Source organism: Streptomyces sp. CB02980 (genome assembly GCF_014451325.2).
Classification (GTDB): Bacteria; Actinomycetota; Actinomycetes; order Streptomycetales; family Streptomycetaceae; genus Streptomyces.
In genome coordinates this window covers 106,191-125,229 of the sequence record NZ_JACSCH020000013.1, presented here as the reverse complement: position 1 = coordinate 125,229, position 19,039 = coordinate 106,191, and the positions used below count along the sequence as shown (strand labels likewise).

Here is a 19,039-nt window from a genome sequence, read left to right as displayed (position 1 = left end):
GAGACAACTCATGAGCCTCACGTACACAGCCGGCTCCCTGGTCGCCGCGCGTGGCCGGGAATGGGTGGTGCTGCCGGAGAGCGCACCCGACATGCTGGTGCTGCGCCCCCTGGGCGGGAGCGAGGACGACATCGCGGCCGTGTTCCCCGCCTTCGAGGAGGTGCGGGCGGCCGAGTTCGCGGCGCCGAGCGCGGCCGATCTGGGGGACCAGCGGGCCGCCGGTCTGCTGCGGACGGCGCTGCGCATCGGGTTCCGTTCGGGTGCGGGCCCGTTCCGCTCCCTGGCCTCGATCGCCGTGGAACCCCGTGCCTACCAGCTGGTTCCGCTCCTCATGGCGCTCCGACAGCGCACCGTAAGGCTGCTGATCTCGGACGACGTCGGTATCGGCAAGACGGTCGAGGCGGGGCTGATCGCCAAGGAGCTGCTCGCGCAGGGCGAGGCGACCCGGCTCGCCGTGCTCTGTGCCCCGGCGCTTGCCGAGCAGTGGCAGGCCGAGCTGCGGGAGAAGTTCGGCATCGACGCCGAACTGGTCCTGTCCTCGACCGTGTCCCGGCTCGAGCGGGGCCTGGAGCTGGGCCAGTCCCTGTTCGACAAGCACCCGTACACGATCATCTCGACCGACTTCATCAAGTCGACCAGGCACCGAGAGGACTTCGTCAAGCACTGCCCCGACCTGGTGATCGTCGACGAGGCGCACGCGTGCGTGGCCGCCGACGACTCCGCGCAGGGCGGAACGTCGTCCGCGGCGAACCAGCTCCGGTACGAGCTGCTGCGCCGCGTCTCCGCCAAGGACGACCGGCATCTGCTGCTGCTGACCGCGACCCCGCACTCCGGCAAGGAGTCCGCGTTCCGCAACCTGCTCGGCCTGGTGCGGCCCGAACTCGCCACGCTGGACCTGGAGTCCCCGGCGGGGCGGGCGAAGCTCGCCGAGCATTTCGTGGCCCGTAAGCGCGCCGACGTCCGGGAGTACCTCACCAAGGAGGACGGACTCGCCGACGACTCCCTGGCGGAGCGGACCGCCTTCCCGTCAGACCGCTGGACGAAGGACGAGCCCTACAAGCTGACGCCCGCCTACCGCGCGCTGCTCGACGACGCCATCGCCTACGCCCGCGACCGCGTGACGGCGGCCGGCGAGCAGGGCAAGCGGGAGGCGCGGATCGCCTGGTGGTCGGTGATCGCCCTGCTGCGTTCAATGGTGTCCTCGCCTGCGGCCGCCGCGCAGACCCTGAAGACGCGTTCCGAGTCCGCGGCCGCCCGTACCGCCCAGGAGGCGGACCTCCTGGGTGCGCCGGTGGCCTCCGACTCCGCCGAGAACGACCGCCTGGAGGGCATGGACGTCGCGCCCGGAGCCGCCGAGTCGGAGGAGGCGGGCGCCCGGCTCCTCGAACTGTCCCAGCGGGCGGCCGAGTTGGTCGGTCCGACCGAGGACGCGAAGCTGAAGGCGCTCACCCGGCATCTGAAAGGCCTGATCGCCGACGGCTACCACCCGATCGTCTTCTGCCGATACATCCCCACCGCCGAGTACCTCGCCACGCAGCTGGAGGGGAAGCTCGGCAAGAAGGCGCGCATCGCCGCCGTGACCGGCACGCTCTCCCCGCAGCAGCGGCTGGAGCGGATCGAGCAGCTCGCCACCGGCTCCGCCGAGGACGCCGTCGACCCGGCCGTCCGCCGGGTGCTGATCGCCACCGACTGCCTCTCCGAGGGCGTCAATCTCCAGCACTACTTCGACGCCGTCGTCCACTACGACCTGGCGTGGAACCCGACCCGTCACGACCAGCGGGAAGGTCGCGTCGACCGGTACGGGCAGAAGCGTGACCAGGTCCGCGTCATCACCATGTACGGCGAGGACAACGGCATCGACGGCAAGGTTCTGGAGGTGCTGTTCAAGAAGCACCGGCAGATCCTGAAGGACCTGGGCATCTCCGTCTCCGTCCCCGACGAGACCGCCTCCGGTGTCACCGACGCCGTCGTCGAGTGGCTGCTGCTGCACGGCCGACAGGGCAGCCAGGAAAGCCTGTTCGACCTGGACGGCCACCAGGACTCCTTCGACCGGATCGAACGCGAGTGGAACTCGGCGGCCGAGCGGGAGAAGACGTCCCGCTCCAAGTACGCCCAGCGCGCGATCCATCCGGAGGAGGTGGCGCGCGAGGTCGCCGCCGTACGGGCCGCGCTCGGCGGCGCCGACGAGGTTCGCGGTTTCGCTCTGGAGGCGCTGTGCGACCTGGACGCGCTGGTCCGCGACCCACGCGACGGCTCCGGCGACTTCACCGCCCAGCCCGGCGGCGCCCCGGCCGGTCTGCGGGACTCGCTCGCAGCCACGCTCGGCGGGCGGATCGTCGAGGAGGACCGGGAGATCCCGTTCCGTACGTCCCCGGCGATCGCGCGCGGCGAGGCCGCGCTGGTCCGCACCGACCCGGCGATCGGCGCCATCGCCTCGTACGTCCTGGATTCGGCGCTCGACGCGAACACCCCCGGCCCCCGGCCGGCCCGCCGGTGCGGTGTGGTCACCACGGACGCGGTAACCGTCCGGACCACGCTCCTGCTGGTCCGCTACCGCATCCACCTGACGCTGCCGTCACGCAACGGCGATCAGAAACTCGTCGCCGAGGACGCCCGACTGCTCGCCTACGAGGGGGCGCCCTCGCGCGCCCGCTGGCTGGACGACGACGCGGCCGCCGCACTCCTCACGGCCGAGGCGACGGCCAGTACCCACGAGCAGGCGGCCCGCAACGCCATCGCGAAGGATCTCGCCGGCCTGCCGGAACTGGCCACGCATCTCACCGAGTACGGCACCCGGCTGGCCGCCGAGCTCGACGCCTCGCACCGCCGGGTACGCAAGGCCAACGAGGAGATCGTCCGCGGTCTGAAGGTCGTCCCGCAGGAGCCCGCCGACGTACTCGGCGTGTATGTGTACCTGCCCCCCGTCGCGTCCGCCCCCACCGTGTCCGGAGCCGAAGCCTGATGTCCGCCGCCACCCGCACCGCCCTGGCCTTCACCGCCGTGACCCCGGTCGGCGGCCTGCTTCCCTCCGACATGCTGCTGCGCATCGCCGAGGCGCGGAACCTGCCGGGCACCAAGCCGGCCGACTACGGCCTGCCCGCCTCGGTGCCCATGCGCAACGAGGCCGAGCGGGCCTGGGAGTACCTCAAGCCGCTCTGGCGCGACCTGCGCGCCGCGCTGCCCCCGGACCCGGAGACCGGCGCGCCCGCATCCGACCCGACGGGCCGCGCCGGCACCGACTGGCTCGCCCAGCTCTTCCGCAAGCTGGACTTCGGCGCGCTGACGGAGGTCGGCGCGGCGGGTATCCCGGCGGACTCCGACCCGGAGAAGCGCTTCCCCGTCTCCCACCGCCACGGCCCGGCCCTCATCCACCAGGTCCCCTGGAACCAGGATCTCGACAAGCGCCCGGCCCCCGGCCAGGTCCCGCCCCAGTCCATGGTGCAGGACTGTCTCAACCGCGCCGAGGCCCACCTGTGGGCGATCGTCACCAACGGTCGCCGGCTGCGGCTGCTGCGCGACTCGTCGTCCTTCTCCACGGCGGCCTACGTCGACTTCGACCTGGAAGCCCTCTTCGACGGCGAACTGTTCAGCGAGTTCGTCCTGCTGTACAGCCTGCTGCACGCCTCCCGCTTCACGGTGGCGGAGGGCACAGCGGCGTCGGGCTGCTGGCTGGAGAAGTGGCGTGCCGAAGCCGTCACCTCCGGCACCCGCGCCCTGGACCAGCTGCGTCTGGGCGTACAGAACGCCCTCACCGTCCTCGGCACCGGCTTCCTCCGCCACCCGGACAACACACGCCTGCGGGAGAACACCGACCCGAAGGCCCTCCGGGACGCGCTGCTGCGCCTCGTCTACCGGCTGCTGTTCGTCTTCGTCGCCGAGGACCGCGACGCCCTCCTCCACGGAGAACCCGAAGACCCGCGACGGAAGGCGTACGAGCGGTACTTCTCCTCCGCCCGTCTGCGTGAACGCGCCCGCCGCCGCCAGGGCACGGCCCACGGCGACCAGTACGAGGCCCTCCGCATCGTCCTCGAAGCCCTCGGCACCGAGGGCGGCCGCCCGGAGCTGGCCCTGCCGGGCCTCGGCGGCCTGTTCTCCCGCACCGACACCGACGCCCCGCTCGACGGCCTGAAGCTGTCCAACGAGTCGCTGCTCTCCGCCGTCCGCCACCTGGCCCAGGTCCGCGACCAGGGCGCCCGGCGCTGGCGGCCCGTCGACTACCGCCACCTGGCTGCCGAGGAACTCGGTTCGGTCTACGAGTCTCTCCTTGAGCTGGAGCCGAAGCACTCGGCGACGGACCGCTCCTTCGAGCTCGTGGAAGTGGCGGGCAACACCCGCAAGACAACGGGCAGCTACTACACGCCGTCCTCGCTCATCGAGTGCCTGCTGGACACGACGCTCGACCCGGTCATAGACGATGCCGTCAAGCGGGGCGACCAGCGGGCCACAGCGGCCGGCCGTCCCGACCCGACCGAGGACATCGTCGACGAGCTCCTGTCCCTGACGGTCTGCGACCCGGCGTGCGGCTCCGGCCACTTCCTCGTCGCCTCGGCCCGGCGTATCGCCAAGCGCGTGGCCTCGGTCCGCGAGCACAACCCAGAGCCGACGGACGACGCCATGCGCCACGCGCTGCGCGAGGTCGTCGCCCGCTGCATCTACGGCGTCGACCTCAACCCGATGGCCGTGGAGCTGGCGAAGGTGGCGCTGTGGCTGGAGGGCATGGAACGGGGCAAGGCCCTCGGCTTCCTGGACGCCCACGTCAAGCGCGGCAACGGGCTGATCGGCGCGACACCGAAGCTGCTGGCGGCAGGCGTCCCCGACGAGGCCTTCAAGCCGATCGAGGGCGACGACCGGAAGTACGCGTCCGCACTCGTGAAGCGCAACAAGGCCCAGCGGGGTGGCCAGGACGAGCTTCTGTTCGACACGGAACCCCTGCCGGGGAATGAGCGGTACGCGGTCGAGCTCGGCCGGATCACTGCCGCACCCGCCGACTCGCTGGAGGACGTGCACGCCCAGGAAGCCGCGTATCGGGTGTACGTGGAGTCGTCGGCGTACGTCCAGGACCTCCACGCCGCCGACGCCTGGTGCGCCGCGTTCGTCTGGCCCAAGCAGGCGGGGGCGCCGGATGCGCCGACGGACCAGGTGTTCCGGGCACTGCGGGGCCGGGACCAGCCGTCGGTGCCGGACGCGACGCACGAGCAGATCCTGGAGTTGCGAGACCAGTACCGGTTCTTCCACTGGCACCTGGAGTTCCCGGAGGTGTTCGCCGTCCCGGAGTCGGGAGCGGGTGTGCAGGCGGGGACGGGGTGGGCGGGCGGGTTCGACGCGGTGGTGGGGAACCCGCCGTGGGATCAAGTGCAGGTAGACGCACGCGAGTTCTTCGCATCGAGGCGAGTGGACATCGCTGAAGCAGCGAACATGACGGCCCGCAACAAGAAGATCGACCTGCTGGCCGCAGAAGACCCCGAGCTGTACGCAAGCTTCAAGGAGGAGCAGCGCAAGAACGACGGGTTCAAGCATTTCGCGCACGCCTCGGGACGGTTCCCGCTGACGGCATACGGACGGCTCAATACGTATTCGCTCTTCACCGAACACGCTCGCACGGTCATGGGCACTCAAGGGCGTAGTGGACAGATCGTTCCCTCGGGTATCGCCACGGACTCCTTCAACCAGTACTTCTTCAAGGACGTGGTCACCAAGGGACAGCTTGCCGCCCTTTACGACTTCGAGAACGAAGATAAGGTCTTTCCTGAAGTCCACAACCAGCTGCGATTCTGCCTGTTCATGCTGCGCGGCTCAGGCAGCCTCCACGAGCCGATCCGGATGGTGTTCAAGGTACGGCAGCCCGAGCAGATCGCCGATCAGAGCTACCTGCTGGCAGCCGAGGACATCCTCGTTATGAACCCGAACACCGGAACCTGCCCCGTCTTCCGCTCACGCCGCGATATGGAGATCACGCTCGGCATCTACCGACGCCTCCCCGTATTGGTCAAAGAAGGCGCTGCGGACGGCAACCCGTGGGGCGTGAAGTTCCAGCTCATGATCATGATGAACACGGATTCGGACAAGTTTCGCACGAATGAAGACCTCATCGCTGATGGCTGGCGCCTAGAAGGCAACACCTTCGTCAAGGCTGGAGCACATATGCTCCCGCTGTACGAGGCGAAGATGCTGCACCACTACGACCACCGCTTCTCCACGTACGAGAATGCGACGGAAAAGCAGCTCAACAAGGGCACCCTCCCACGCTTCACCGTGGAGCAGCACCAGGACCCAACGGCCGTACCTCTACCCCGCTACTGGGTCTCTGAACAGGACACCCCCACTGGCGAGTTCGACGAGTCCGGCCAGGAGATCCACGCACCAGGCGTCCGCAGTCGCTTGGCGGCCCGGGGATGGGACCGGGAGTGGGTGATGGGCTGGCGTGACATCTGCCGGGCGAGCGACGAACGCACGATGATCTCCTCCATCGCCCCCGCCCACGGGTTCGGTCACCCCTTTCCGCTGGCATTCCCCGCCGGCATTGCGAACGCGCCACTCCTCAGCGCCGTGTTCTCCTCCATGGTCTGCGACTACGCCGTCCGCCAGAAGATCGGCGGCACCCACCTCACCTTCGGCTACGTGCACCAAATGCCAGTCCCGACCCCTGACATCGTCGCTCCTCACGCCCCCTTCATCACCCCTCGCGTCCTCGAACTCACCTACACCGCAACCGACATGGCCCCCTTCGCCCGCGACCTAGGCGACACCGGTACCCCCTTCCGCTGGGACCCCGACCGTCGTGCCGTCATCCGTGCCGAGCTGGACGCCCTGTTCTTCCACCTCTACGGCATCACCCGCGAGGACACGGCGTACATCCTCGACACCTTCAACGTCACACGCGACAACGACATCAAGGCGCACGGCGAGTACCGCACCAAGAACCTGATCCTCGCCGAGTACGACCGGATGGCCAGCGAGGGCCTGACCGACTACCGGTCCGCCCTCACCCCGCCTCCCGGCCAGGGCCCTCGCCACAACTGATCCGCTTCTGGGGGTGGCCGCGTCTGCGGTCACCCCAGTTCGTGCCATTCACTCGACCACGGGCATCGGCCCCCGCATGCCAACTGAGCCGCCCCGTGGACCCAGCAACCACCGTCGAAGTGGAGAACCTCATTGAGCACTTACGCGGCATCACTCGTCGAAGGCCCACCCTCCATGAGTGCGTACGAGGAGCAGGTCTGGAAGGCTCTCAACGAGCACTGGGAGCGCCGCAACAACCGCCGTGGTCTGCCGAAGTGGGCGAGTATCGCCCTCGATCGCACCGGGGAGGTCGCAGGAAACGCCGGGCGCCGGGTCAAGGACGCCGTGCCGGAAGGGGTCAAGGAGCCGATACGTCGCGCGGGCGGCGCGATCGCCGACGCGGCCCTGCGGCCGGCGGTCGCGGCCGCGACAGCGCTGCTCGACCTGGTCAACGACTGGGCGCTGGAGCTCAACGACCCGAAGAGCGTCGAGAAGCTCGCCCGTAAGCGGGGGCTCGAAATCGACAACTTCACCGAACTGCGGGAGCAGGACCTCAAGGTCTGCGACCGGCTGCTGAGCGCCAACACCATGAAGTGGCGGACCGCCGGCGCGTTCGAGGGAGGTGCCATGGGCGCACTGGCCATGGTCCCCGTCGCCGGTATCCCCGCCGCGATGACGGCGGACATCCTCGTCATCCAGGTCCTGAGCGCGTCGATAGCCGCGCGTATCACATACTCCTACGGCTACGACGCCAAGGACCCCGACGAGCAGCTCTTCATTCAGCGCCTGGTGCACCAGTCCTTCAAGGCGCAGGTGGCCAAAGCCGAGCCGCTGCACAAGACCGCACAGGCAGCGCAGGCGCTCAAGGGGCGCGTGAGGTGGTCGGACAAGCTCCGCAACGACCACAAACTGGTGGCTGCTCTTGAGAAGTTGATGCAGCACTTGAGCCCGGCAGGCTCCAAGGTGTCGGTCAAGACCGTCGCCAAGGTCGTGCCGTTCGTCGGCATCCTCGTCAGCGCCGGCCTGAACTCCGCAGTCCTCGGCCGCGTGGCCTCCGAGGCCCAGCGGTACTGCCAGACCCGCTTCCTGTGCGAAAAGTACGGGCTACCGCTGCCTGCCGCACTCGTGGCCGACCGGGAAGACGACCCCGAGGACGACGCCCCGTAAAGAGCACGCCGAGTGGCGGGGCACCCGACCCGGGCTCCCTGCCACCCAACTCCTCAGAAAGCGTGACACATGACCCACGAGATATCGGATACCCAGGTCGCCACGTTCCGCTCCCACGGCTCCGCCGTGATCGAGGCGTACCTGGAGTCCAAGGGGTGGCAGCGGAACCTCGGTGACGGTCCGCGCAACATCTGGTACCGCCAAGAGGCTGCACGTGACCTCTGTCCGTACTGCGACTGCGGGGACGACTCCCTCGTGAACGACCCCGCCTGTCCCGTTCACGACCGTGCCACGTGGGTTCTGACATGGCCTTGCGGGGACGGAGCCACGGCTCACGATGTCTTGCGCACCCTGTGCCGTGTGGAAGACCGCGAGCCGGAGGAGGTCCTCCACGCGCTCACCCTGCGCGACCGTGATGAGGTCAGAGCGCGGTGCGACACTCCGCTGTGGCGGCAAACACCCGATCCCGACTGGGGAATTGAGTTCTTCGCAACGCTCGGTAGGGTTCTGGACCTGTCGGCGGAACAGAACACCAAAAGGCACCAGTACACGGTCGGTCTGGTCTCCGAGAACGAGGTGCTCTTCACCTTTCCCCACGAAGAGTCGCCGTCGGTCGACGGTCCGCCCTCCCCCGGCCGAGAAGCCGCATGCCGTCTCTACTCCACCGCGCAGAACGAGGTGGAAGGCCCCAGCGACCGCAGCACTCATGCGGCGACGAGGTACGCCACCGGTGAGTGGACCACCGAGGCGGTCATCAGCACGGAGGATCTTCCTCCGTCCACTCCTCTCGAAGCCGAAGTGAGTTCACTCGTCCACCAATTCAGCCTCATGAAATGGACGCTCGACAGGGCGCTTCCTTCACGGTCGGCCACCTGACACCGACCAGTTCTTCAACATCGCCTCACGTACCGAGCCTTTGAAGGGAGACCGCCATGGAACCACGCGGCTACCGCATGGTGGTGTCGACCGAGTCGGACTACGTCGACACCTGCGCCATAGCGGAGCGGGAGTTGATCGCATGGCTCGAATCCAAGCAGTACGACACATCCGGGCTCGCCGAGGGGCGGACCGAGGTCGCTGACCACGCGACTCTCGACCGCGACTCCGAGTCCGGCATGAATGGCGCGTACAGCCGGTGGCGCATGCGCGAGACGCTCTCCACCACATCGGGCACCTGGCAGTCGACGCTCGTCGTGCGCTCCGGGCTCCCTGAGGGCGAGGGCCGCACCTGGGTGCAGGTCGACATCGAGCACCAGCCGGCCAAGGCGGACGAGTTCCCGAAGCCCGCCAACACCCCGAACATCGCCCGGTCCCTCCTCGACGCCCTGGAGGCGCGGGACGGTCAGGCCGACGTCACCACCTCACCGTCCTTCGTCGAGGACGACGCCGACGTCGACGACCTGCTCGAAGAGCTGTGCGACGCCAACCGCCGCATGCCCGTCGTCATAGCCACAGTGCCGTACTTGAAGGATCCCGACGAGTGGTCGCGTACGGTCGTGGAGCCGCTGTTCCGGAACCTGCACGGGCTGGCGGTGCTGTACGTCCTCATGCCGGCGGCGCAGGCCAAGTTCAACACTGCGCTGGAGTACCACCCGGTGTTCGGCGGCGGCGTCCGCACCTACGTACCGGGGCTCGACCCTGCCTGGAAGCCGGATGCCCAGCGGCATCCTGTGATGTCCCGCAAGACCATCGAAGTCAACGTCCGTCGCGCCGCCGCCATCCTCGCCGCGCTCCCGCAGCGGCTGGCCTCCCGCCACGCGCTTCCCGCCGCCCTGCTGAGCGTTCCGCAGCAGCGGGTGCGGCTGCGGCCGAGCTCGCACGGCGCAGACATCGTCCAGCTCCGCAAGGACAACCTCGCCCTGACCTCTCTCCTTGGGGAGGCGGAACAGGCGGAGGCGGTGCGCGTCAACGAGATCAACGACCTGTACGCGGAACTCGCCAAGGCGGAACAGGGAAGCGATGACCTGCGGGGTCAGAACGAGGAGCTGTACGACAAGGTCCAGGAGTCCCAGCGCCTCATCCACTTCCTGCGGAGGCAACTGGAAGCCGCGGGAGAGTTCGCCACGGCTTATGGTGCGGCCGTTGCCCCGAGAATTACCTATCCGGAGACCTTCGCTGACCTGCTCGACCGGCTGGATGAGCTTCCCTTCATCGCGTTCACGGGCAACGCCAAGATCACCCGGGGGCTCGACAGCCAGTCGGTGGACAACTGGCTGAGCGTGGCCTGGGACGGTCTCCTGGCACTCAACCATTTCGCTCAGGCCTCGGCCGACGGCAAAGCCTCCGGCGACTTCCTGAGCTGGTGCAAATCCGAGGCGTCCGGCGGCTTCCCCTTCCCGGCGGCCAAGGTGGCCATGCGGGAGTCCGACACCGTTACCAAGAACGGCAAACTGAGCGGCGAGCGGATGCTTCCCGTCCCGAAGGCGGTCGACTCGGACGAGGTGGTCTACATGCAGGCCCACTTGAAGATCGGCGGAGGCAACACCGTCGCCCCGCGTCTCCACTTCTACGAGGACGGACCCCGGTCCGGGAAGGTCTACGTGGGCTACCTCGGCCCGCACCTGCGCAACACGCTCACCTGAGCAAGAGCCGGTGTGCCGCCGTGGCAGCGGCACACCGGTCGTTCCGTCAGTTCCCCGACACGAACCTCACGAAGGGCGCCCACTCCTCGCGCCCCACGGCGAAGGCCGGGCGGGCCAGGTCCTTGGAGTCCCGTACGTGAACAGCGTCTTCGGCGACCGCAATCTCCACGCAGTCGTCACCCTGGGTGCCGCTGTAGCTGGACTTGAACCAGGCAAGTTCCGTCGTACCGCTGCTCATAGCTCTCCTCGCAGTCGCTCCAGCAGGTACCGGGATTCCTTGGGATTCAGGGCCTGCGAGCGCAGTGTTTCATAGCGACGGCAGAGCAGACTCACCTCTTTTGCGTCGGAGATCAGCCGCCCGTTCTGCTGCCCCTCGGAGTAGCCGATCCGCCGTCCCTCCTTGGTCTCCAGGATCCGCACCGGCCCGTCCAAGCACCCGTGGAACTCCAGATCCATCGGCACCACCTGAAGCGTCACGTTGCGCGGAGCCGTGAGCTCAAGCACGTGGCCCAGCATGCTCGCGTGCACCTCCGCCCCGCCCAACCGGCGCCGGAACACGTGCTCCTCCACGATGAAGCTGAACGGCACCGTCGGCCGCTCTCGCACCATCTGCTGCCGCTCCATCCGCGCGACAAGCTGGTTCCGGGTCTGCTCGTCGTCCAGCAGCGGGATGCTGTTGTCGAACACAGCCCGCGCATACGCCTCCGACTGCAACAACCCCGGCACCAGCCGGCACTCGTACGTGGACAGGGCCGCCGCTTCCCGTTCCAGCCGGGCCCATCGTCGGAACCAGGCGGCGAGGCCGACCTCGCCGCGGCTGAGGTAGCGGGCGGCGCGGCGGAGCGCTCCCGTGTTGCCGAGTGCCTCCCCGGCGCGCTCCACGAACGCCTCGTCCGGCATCCGGCATCCGGCGTCCCAGCTCCACGGACTCCACGGTGTGCTTCGAGTACCGGACAAGGGCGGCGAGTTCGGCCCGGCTGAGGCCCGCGTGTTCGCGCAGGGCCTGGACGACCGCACCGAACGTCCGCAGACTGTCCGACGGGTGGGGCTCCCGCTCCCACTCCCCCGTCGGGACCATCCCCGCTTCGGCAGCCCCCGCCGCCGTCTCCTCTTCGGCGATGCTCATCCATCGCCCCTTTCCTTCGTGCCGCGTCCGCGACGGCTCGCGCGCACGTCGCTCGACTTCACGACTCAGCGTGACGACTCCTCTCGCGTACTGTCTACCGCGCGTACCCGTACGCTGACTCCGCGTACGGGGTTCGGTGCTCGCCTCCGGTCGCGGTCGGCCGTCACGCTGGCGTCATGAACCGGCTCGTTCCCCAACTCGGCCCACCTCCATGCGGTTTCTCCCAGCTCCTCTCGTCCACTCGCCGCGGAGCCCGGCTCGCCCGGCTGCTCGCCGTCTCCGCGCTCCAGTCCTGGGGCGCGCCGCAGGACCTCACGGAGCGTGCCGAGCTGGTCGTCGCGGAGCTGGCCGCCAACGCCGTCGCACACGGGTACGCGCCAGGCCGCGACTTCCGGCTCGCGCTCCACTTCGAGCCGGCGGCCGGTCTGGTCCGCGTGGAAGTGACCGACGCCCTCGGCGAGCGGCTCCCCCGTTTCCCCCGGCCGCTCCCCGAGGGCGGCCCGTCCGACGCGCTCCGCACCGGCGGGTACGGCCTCATGCTCGTCGCCGCGCTCGCCGACCACTGGGAGACGATCCCCCACCCGCCCGGTGGCAAGACCGTCCGGGTCGTTCTGACGACACCGCCCCCGGGTGACCGCCGTACCTGAGAAGAGAGCCCCATCGGGACGAGATCCGGCCAAGGTCGAGCGCCCCGCCAGAAGCGCGTTGACGCCGCCAACACACCTCCCTACGGTGGATCTTGTCACGGGGGAAGCAAGGGGGCGACAGCGCGTGCGGGTGGACGAGACCGGGGGAACCGACCGGGAGGTCACGGCGGAATCCCTGCTGGCCGCCGCCGAGCAGGCCTTCCTGCGCAGCGAGTTCGACGTCGTGCAACCGCTTCTGCAGCGACTCCGGAACACGTTCGGCGAGCCCGACACCGATCCGGCCGATGTCCGGTACGGCACCCTCCTTGCGGCGATGGCCGCACGGGTAGAGGACTGGCCGAAGGCGGTCCGGTTGTGCCCTGACGCACCCGTCGGGGCGGAGACCGGGGTCATCCACTTCCTCGCCGTGAGCGCCCTCCGTGAGCTGGCGCGGGAAGACCGGCACGCGGACGCCGGTGTCGCGGCGGTCGCGATCGTGCTGTGGGCGCACCTCCTGGACGAGGAGAACTCGGACGACATCCGCGCGCTGGTCACCGGACGACGGGGCGAGCCCCTGCCCGACGCCCTCTGGGAACAGGCCCTCGGCAGGCTGCGGGGGCGTATCGCCGACCTGCTGCGCGCCCTGGACGCCCGGGCCGGGCGGGACGCCCTCGCCGCCTGGCACACGGCCTGGGAGGCCGAGTGCGCGGACGGCGTGATCGTTTCCTCCGACATCCCCACGGATGCCGGGCCGCACGCCCTGATTCCCCTCGTCGATGCCGCCTGGTACCTCGTCGACCACGGTCGCAGCGCCGACCTCCTCTCCGCCGACACCGCCCGCCACCTCGGCCTCAACCTCTGGGCCGAGGAAGGGCCCACGCACCGTACATACGCTGTCCCTCTGGCCCGAGCCCTCGCGGACCGGGGGCGGGACCGCGTACGAGGCGGCAGGTGGAGCGAGGCGCTCGCCGACATCGGTACGGCGGCACAGCTCGGGCACGCCCTCAAGAGCGACGAGAAGGACGCCGTCATCCGCGCCTGGCGGAACGTCGGGCGGGGCCGGAACGGGCTCGGCAACGACCCTCTCATACGGATCGCCGGACTCGAACAGGCCTACGTGCTGCTGCCCAGGGACACCGCCCTGGCCGCCGAACTGACCGCCGAACTGGTGCGGCGGGGCAAGCAGGTCGCCCACACCGACCCCCTGGAGAGCCGGAGCCTCTTCAAGCGCGCCCTGGCCGTGACACCCCGGGACCCTGCCGCCCAAGCGGAGCTCGACGGCCTCCTCGGGGACGAAGCGTCCTTCGCCAACGCGGTACGGGGCATGCTCGCGCGGGACCCTGCCTGCGGACCGGCGCGGCGGTGGCTGGAGCGCCACAGCGAGGAACGCGCCGTGGCGCTCGCCGTGAGCGGCCATACAGACGAGGCCCAGGCCGCCGTCCGCGAGATGCTCCGCCACAAGGACCCGACACAGACGCCCCTCCGGAAGAACAACCACACCCTCAGCGGCCTTCTGCTCCTCGCGGCCCGGCGCACCGACGCCGGCAGCCGCGACGGCCTGGAACGCCGCGTCGAACTCCTGCGCACGGCTGCGACGATCCCGAGCCGTATTCAGGGCCATGTCCGGGAGAACCTCCACGAGGCGCTCCTCCTCCTCGCGGAGCACCTGGAGGCCACCGCCGCCCCGTCCGACGTCATCGACCTGTTTCTCCGGGACCTGATGCGGACCGGTGTCAGCACCCGCTTCGACAAGGTCGTGGAGAACGCCTATGTGCTCCGCGCCACCGTGCGCAAACGGACGGGCGACCTCGGCGGGGCGCAGCGCGACCTCGCGTGCGCGGAGGCGATCGGCGACGGACTGCCGCTCCAGGCCCCTCTCTTCGGCTCCGCCCCCCGCACATCTCGCCGCGACGACCCCCGACAGGACACCCTCTTTTGACCACCGGCGCCCCTTCCCCGCAGCCCGTCGACACCGAACCGCCCCCGCTCCCCTGGTTCGGCCCCACGCTCCACGAGCTCCTGCCCGACACGCCGCCCGGCACCAGGCCCATGAAGCTCCGGGCCCAGGCGGCCCGGGAACTGAGCGCCGCCCGCGCCCGGCAGGACCCGGCCCGGCAGGCCCTCGTCCACCGGGCCGACCGGAACTCCCACACGCCCGTCGACGCGCTCGTCGCCGAGATGCTCACCCCGCCCCTGCCCCGCCCCGATCCCGAGGAACGCCCGTGACCGGTCCCGACCCCCTCCCCGGCGGCCCCGGCGGCCCGCCGTCCGAGCTCGACAAGCTGCGGCGCAGGGTCGCCGCCCTGTCCGGCAAGCGGGACGAGGCCGAAGCCCGACTGCACGCCCTGCTGGGCGCGCTGCTGCCGTTGGACGACCTGCTCGCCGACACCCGCCGCCGGGCCGGTGTCCTCCACGCGGCACGATCCGCCCGCGAGACGGCCTCGGCGGCCCTTGCGCTGGGCGAGCAGATCAAGGCGGCCCACCTGATGCTGCGCGCCGAGTTCGCGCGGCACGATGTCGACCCGATGGACGTCGTGGGCAGGGCCGTCGACCCGGCGGAGATGCGTGTCGTCGGCACCGAGCCGCACCCGCGCCTGCCGGGTGGCACCGTGCTGCGGGAGAAGGCCACCGGCTTCCGGCGCGGCTCCGCCACCCTGCGGCCCGCGCAGGTGGTCGTCGCGGTGCCGGGGCCCGCACCGGAGCCCGTACCCGATCCGGTACCGGAATTCGAACCCGCGCCCGATGCCGTACGGGCCCAGCCCCGGCGCACCACCCGCGCCCAGCGGCGGCTCCGCCGCAAGCCGTCGGCCGGGCGTGGACGCCGCACCTGACCCGCCTACTTCCCGCCTCCGCCCCACCACGACGACCAGGAAGCGCTCCTTCATGCACCGGACCCTCGGCATCGATCTCGGCACCACCAACTCCGTCACGGCCTGGATGCGCGACGGCGTCCCCGTCGTCCTGCACAACCGGGACGGCGGTCAGGCGACCCCCTCGGCCGTCGGGGTCGATCTCTCCGACGGCCTGCTCGTCGGGCAGGAGGCCCTCAACTGGCGCTCCGGCGAACCCCGTTCCGTGATCACTGAGGTCAAGCGACTGATCGGGCGGCGCTGGGAAGACAAGCTGGTCCAGCAGGCGCTGGAGACGCGGCCGGACGACGCCCCTCCCGTCCGGGAGAGCCCCGACGGCTCGGTGGAGATCCGGCTCGGCGCGCACTGGCTCTCCCCCGTGCAGGTCTCCGCCATCCTGCTCCGCCGGCTCAGGAAGGACGCCGAGGACTCGGCCGGAGTACCGTTCCGGCGCGCGGTGATCACCGTACCCGCGTACTTCGCCGAGCCGCAGTTCGCGGCGGTGCGCGAGGCCGGGCGGCTCGCCGGATTCCACGTGGCACGGATCCTGCAGGAACCGACGGCCGCCGCACACGCCTTCGGGGTCAGGCCGGGCGAGGACGGGATCAAGGACTACGCCTCCGTGCTCGTCTTCGACCTGGGCGGCGGCACCTTCGACGTGTCGCTCCTGACGCTCGGGCCCGGCCACTTCGACGTGGCCGCGCTGGGCGGGGACAACCTCCTCGGCGGTGCCGACTTCGATGCCCTGCTCGACGGACACCTGCGGAACCTGATCGGCGAGCGCGACCACGACGGGGACGGGGACGCCTCCCGCATCCGGGCCGCCGCCGAGCGGGCGAAGATCGAACTGTCCGCGCGGGACACCTCCGAGGTCGTCCTCGCCCCGCTCGGACGGCGGGGCGGCTCCTGGTCCGGAGCGGTGCGGCGTGGCGACTTCGAGGAGCTCCTTACCGGCCACCTACGCGGGATGCGGGAGACCATCGAGGCCGTGCTGACGGGGTACAGCACGATGCCCGAAGACATCCAACGGGTCCTGCTGGTCGGCGGCTCCACCTTCATCCCGGCCGTCCGGCGCGAACTCCAGGACCTCTTCGGCGAGGAGACGGTGTCCGACGCGGTGGACCCCATGACGGCCGTCGCCCACGGCGCCGCCGTGGAGGCCGGGCTCCTCGACACGCTCGGCTGCCCGTCCGAAAGCTGCACCGTCGAGGGGATCCCCGTCGACTCCGACGCCTGCCCGGCCTGCGCCACCCCGCTGCTCGGCAGGGTCACGGTCGACTGCCCCGGCTGCCACGTCCCCGCCCCCGAACTCACCGCCGCCTGCCCCGTGTGCGCCGCAGACCTGTCCGGGCTGCGCGCGACCGCCCCGGCCGCCGCCGTCGTCGTGTGCCCGGGCTGCGACCGGGCCGACAACCCCGCCGGCGCGACCGTCTGCGGCGACTGCGACACGCCCCTGGACTCCGGCGGTCTGAAGTGCCCGGGCTGCTCCATGGTCAACGCCGCCGGCCTCAGCGCCTGCTCGAACTGCGGCGGCGATTTCGGCACCGCCCCCGCCCGGCAGGTCACGGCCCAGGACATCGGAGTCGAGCTGGAGGACGGCGGCGTGAAGGTCGTCTTCCCGGGCGGCACCCCGTACCCGACCGAGTGGGAGCACGTGGACGGCCTCGTGATCCGCGGCGACGACAGCGCCTACGTACAGTTCAACTTCTGGGAGGGGCGGCATCTGCGCTCGGCGCGGCGCAACGAGTTCTGTGGCGGGCACGTCCACCACAGCGCCGACGGGCTCCGGGGCGACCTGCCGCTCACCCTTCAGGTGCGCATCGACACCGACCGGACCATCGACCTGAGGTTCCGCATCGGCTCCGAGGAATGGAGCAGGGCCGAGCTCCGGCGCAACCCGGTCTCCTCCGCCGTCGGCCGGAAGGCCGCCGCGCTCCAGTCCGACTACACCGACTTCCTCACCCGCTGGGCGCGGGAGCTCACCCACGCCGAACGCGACGCGCTCACCGAGATCGGAGACGACCTCGCGGCCCTCGCCCGCGGAGAGACCGTGAGCCGCTCCCTCGACGGGTTCCTCGACTCCGCCCGCGACACCTTGGACCTGTGCACGCGGGCCCGGAACGTCCAGGCCGTGGCCGGGAACCTCGCCAGGGGCGGACGCGGGCTGCTTCCGACGGAACTCCTGACAGAGCTTCGGAACGCGACCCAGGCAGTCAAGGACACCCGCGAGACGATGGACACCACTGCGATGCGCACGGCCGCGGAACGGGCGGAGGACCTCCTGGCCGGCATCGACCCGACGATCCGCACCGCGGTCTCCACCATCCAGTTCGCCGAACAGGGCTCCTTCCCGGCCGCCCTGAGCGCCGAGGTCATCGCCGCCAGGGACGCCCTGCGCAGCGCGGTGGCCGACGGTGGCCAGGACGCCCGGGACGCCCAGCTCGTCCGCCTCGGGCGGCTCTGGGCACAGGGCCAGAACCAGTTCGCGGAGCACAGCGCCCCTACGGCCTCGACGATCGTCCTGCCGTCCCGGCAGTGAGGCCGGGACGGACACGACGACGATGCGGGCGGGGCCTCAGGCCGTCCCGACCAGCCCGTGCAGCTTCTCCAGGTGGCGGGGCTGCCGGCTGCCCCGCCAGCCCAGGACAAGTTCCTCCCGCGCACGGGTGATCATGACGTAGTAGGCCATACGGAGGTCGGCGGCGGTGGGATCGCAGGCCGCGTCGGCCTCCGCGTCGGCGATGACGACGGTGTCGAAGTCCTGGCCCTTGACGCTGGCCCGCTGGACCAGGACGACGCCGGGGCGGGCGAGGTCGAGGTCCCGGTAGCGCCCGGAGACGGCCTTCGAGCTGTACATCTGAGGCTCCTGCGCGAGGCCGGCCCGCTCCAGGCGCCGTATGAGGTCGGACGCGGTACGCAGGGAGGAGACGATCACGCCGATGCGGTGATGCGGCCGCTGGGCGGCCAGGGTGACGAGGTCGTCGACGAGGTCCTTGTCGCCGGTGTAGTTGCGGACGAGCGGGAGCCGTCCGCTGCGCCCGGGTGTCTCGGGACGGGTGCCTCCCGTCCGGAAGTGCTCGGCCAGGGCGGCGATCTCGCGGGTGTTGCGGTGGTTGCCGACGATCGCGACGCGCTCCGTGGACCGTCCGAGGGCGGTGGTGATCTCGGTGAGCGTGGAGTTCGTCTCGGTGAGCCGCTGGCACTCGTCGGCGAAGACGGTGACCGTGGTGCCGAGGAGGCGGGCCAGCTGGTAGAAGCCGGGCGGCAGGTCCTGACCTTCGTCGACGACGAGATGCGGCGTGGCCAGGTCGCCGTCCCCGAAGCCGGCTGCGGCCCGGTGGATGAGGGCCGACCAGTCGAACCAGCCGTCGCCGGTGCTGCGGGCGTCCCGTCCGAAGTGACGGTGGACCCAGCTGTGAACGGTGGCCGCGACCGCGGGGGCACCGGTGACGCCGAGGCCCTGGAGCGTCCCGTCGAGAAGCTGCTGCAGAAGGTTGGAGTAGGACAGCAGGAGGGTTGGGCGGCCGGTGAGGGAGAGGTGGACCGCACGATGGGCGGCGAGCAGGCTCTTGCCGCTGCCGGGCGGCCCGCTCACCACCTGGTGACCCGTCAGCGGCAGGGCATCGAGGCAGTCTCGCTGGGCCGGGGTGAGATCCGGATGGAGCACGGGGGTGGGAACAGAGGTCACAG

At 70.4% G+C, this 19,039-nt stretch carries 12 protein-coding genes and 1 pseudogene; 10 read left to right on the top strand and 3 right to left on the bottom strand.

Annotated features, from left to right (window positions below):
- The first annotated feature begins 10 nt into the window (after nucleotides 1-10).
- The 5 genes from E0F75_RS25760 to E0F75_RS25740 all read left to right on the top strand — a co-directional run bounded on the left by E0F75_RS25760 (nucleotide 11) and on the right by E0F75_RS25740 (nucleotide 10,748).
- Nucleotides 11-2,962, top strand: a complete 2,952-nt coding sequence (locus tag E0F75_RS25760; protein ID WP_229313020.1) for a DEAD/DEAH box helicase — start codon at nucleotides 11-13, stop codon at nucleotides 2,960-2,962.
- Nucleotides 2,962-7,020 (top strand): Eco57I restriction-modification methylase domain-containing protein, encoded by a 4,059-nt coding sequence (locus E0F75_RS25755; RefSeq protein WP_229313018.1) that lies wholly within the window; start codon nucleotides 2,962-2,964, stop codon nucleotides 7,018-7,020. The genes E0F75_RS25760 and E0F75_RS25755 overlap by 1 nt, the downstream gene beginning before the upstream one ends.
- 174 nt (nucleotides 7,021-7,194) lie before the next feature.
- Entirely contained in the window at nucleotides 7,195-8,166 is a 972-nt protein-coding gene (locus E0F75_RS25750) for an EcsC family protein (RefSeq protein WP_229313012.1), read from the top strand.
- Between the two features lie 69 nt (nucleotides 8,167-8,235).
- A complete protein-coding gene (locus E0F75_RS25745) occupies nucleotides 8,236-9,042 on the top strand; it encodes a hypothetical protein (RefSeq protein ID WP_229313010.1) in 807 nt (268 codons plus the stop codon).
- 56 nt (nucleotides 9,043-9,098) lie between these two features.
- The gene (locus E0F75_RS25740) at nucleotides 9,099-10,748 is read left to right on the top strand and encodes a hypothetical protein (RefSeq protein ID WP_229313008.1); all 1,650 of its coding nucleotides are present in this window, start codon (nucleotides 9,099-9,101) and stop codon (nucleotides 10,746-10,748) included.
- Between the two features lie 46 nt (nucleotides 10,749-10,794).
- Here the strand turns inward: E0F75_RS25740 and E0F75_RS25735 are convergent, their stop codons facing one another.
- Together E0F75_RS25735 and E0F75_RS25730 are read right to left on the bottom strand one after the other, a co-directional pair.
- Complete coding sequence (locus tag E0F75_RS25735; RefSeq protein ID WP_229313006.1) at nucleotides 10,795-10,986, bottom strand: DUF397 domain-containing protein; 192 nt, start codon at nucleotides 10,984-10,986, stop codon at nucleotides 10,795-10,797.
- Nucleotides 10,983-11,874: pseudogene (locus E0F75_RS25730) on the bottom strand (helix-turn-helix domain-containing protein). The gene E0F75_RS25735 and the pseudogene E0F75_RS25730 overlap by 4 nt, the downstream one beginning before the upstream one ends.
- Nucleotides 11,875-12,050: 176 nt before the next feature.
- Between E0F75_RS25730 and E0F75_RS25725 the strand changes: the two are divergent.
- From E0F75_RS25725 to E0F75_RS25705, 5 genes are all read left to right on the top strand, one after another.
- On the top strand, nucleotides 12,051-12,521 hold the full coding sequence (locus tag E0F75_RS25725) for an ATP-binding protein (protein ID WP_229313004.1): 471 nt from the start codon (nucleotides 12,051-12,053) through the stop codon (nucleotides 12,519-12,521).
- A gap of 124 nt (nucleotides 12,522-12,645) precedes the next feature.
- Nucleotides 12,646-14,439 carry a hypothetical protein gene (locus E0F75_RS25720; RefSeq protein ID WP_229313002.1) on the top strand — a complete coding sequence of 598 codons (1,794 nt, stop codon included), beginning with the start codon at nucleotides 12,646-12,648 and terminating at the stop codon, nucleotides 14,437-14,439.
- A complete protein-coding gene (locus tag E0F75_RS25715) occupies nucleotides 14,436-14,726 on the top strand; it encodes a hypothetical protein (protein WP_229313000.1) in 291 nt (96 codons plus the stop codon). The genes E0F75_RS25720 and E0F75_RS25715 overlap by 4 nt, the downstream gene beginning before the upstream one ends.
- Nucleotides 14,723-15,331 (top strand): nucleotide exchange factor GrpE, encoded by a 609-nt coding sequence (locus E0F75_RS25710; RefSeq protein ID WP_229312998.1) that lies wholly within the window; start codon nucleotides 14,723-14,725, stop codon nucleotides 15,329-15,331. The genes E0F75_RS25715 and E0F75_RS25710 overlap by 4 nt, the downstream gene beginning before the upstream one ends.
- A gap of 52 nt (nucleotides 15,332-15,383) precedes the next feature.
- Complete coding sequence (locus E0F75_RS25705) at nucleotides 15,384-17,888, top strand: Hsp70 family protein (RefSeq protein WP_229312996.1); 2,505 nt, start codon at nucleotides 15,384-15,386, stop codon at nucleotides 17,886-17,888.
- Between the two features lie 36 nt (nucleotides 17,889-17,924).
- On the opposite strand, the gene E0F75_RS25700 is transcribed toward E0F75_RS25705, so the two are convergent.
- Nucleotides 17,925-19,037: an AAA family ATPase gene (locus tag E0F75_RS25700; protein WP_229312995.1), complete on the bottom strand. Its 1,113-nt coding sequence runs from the start codon at nucleotides 19,035-19,037 to the stop codon at nucleotides 17,925-17,927.
- Nucleotides 19,038-19,039: the final 2 nt, after the last annotated feature.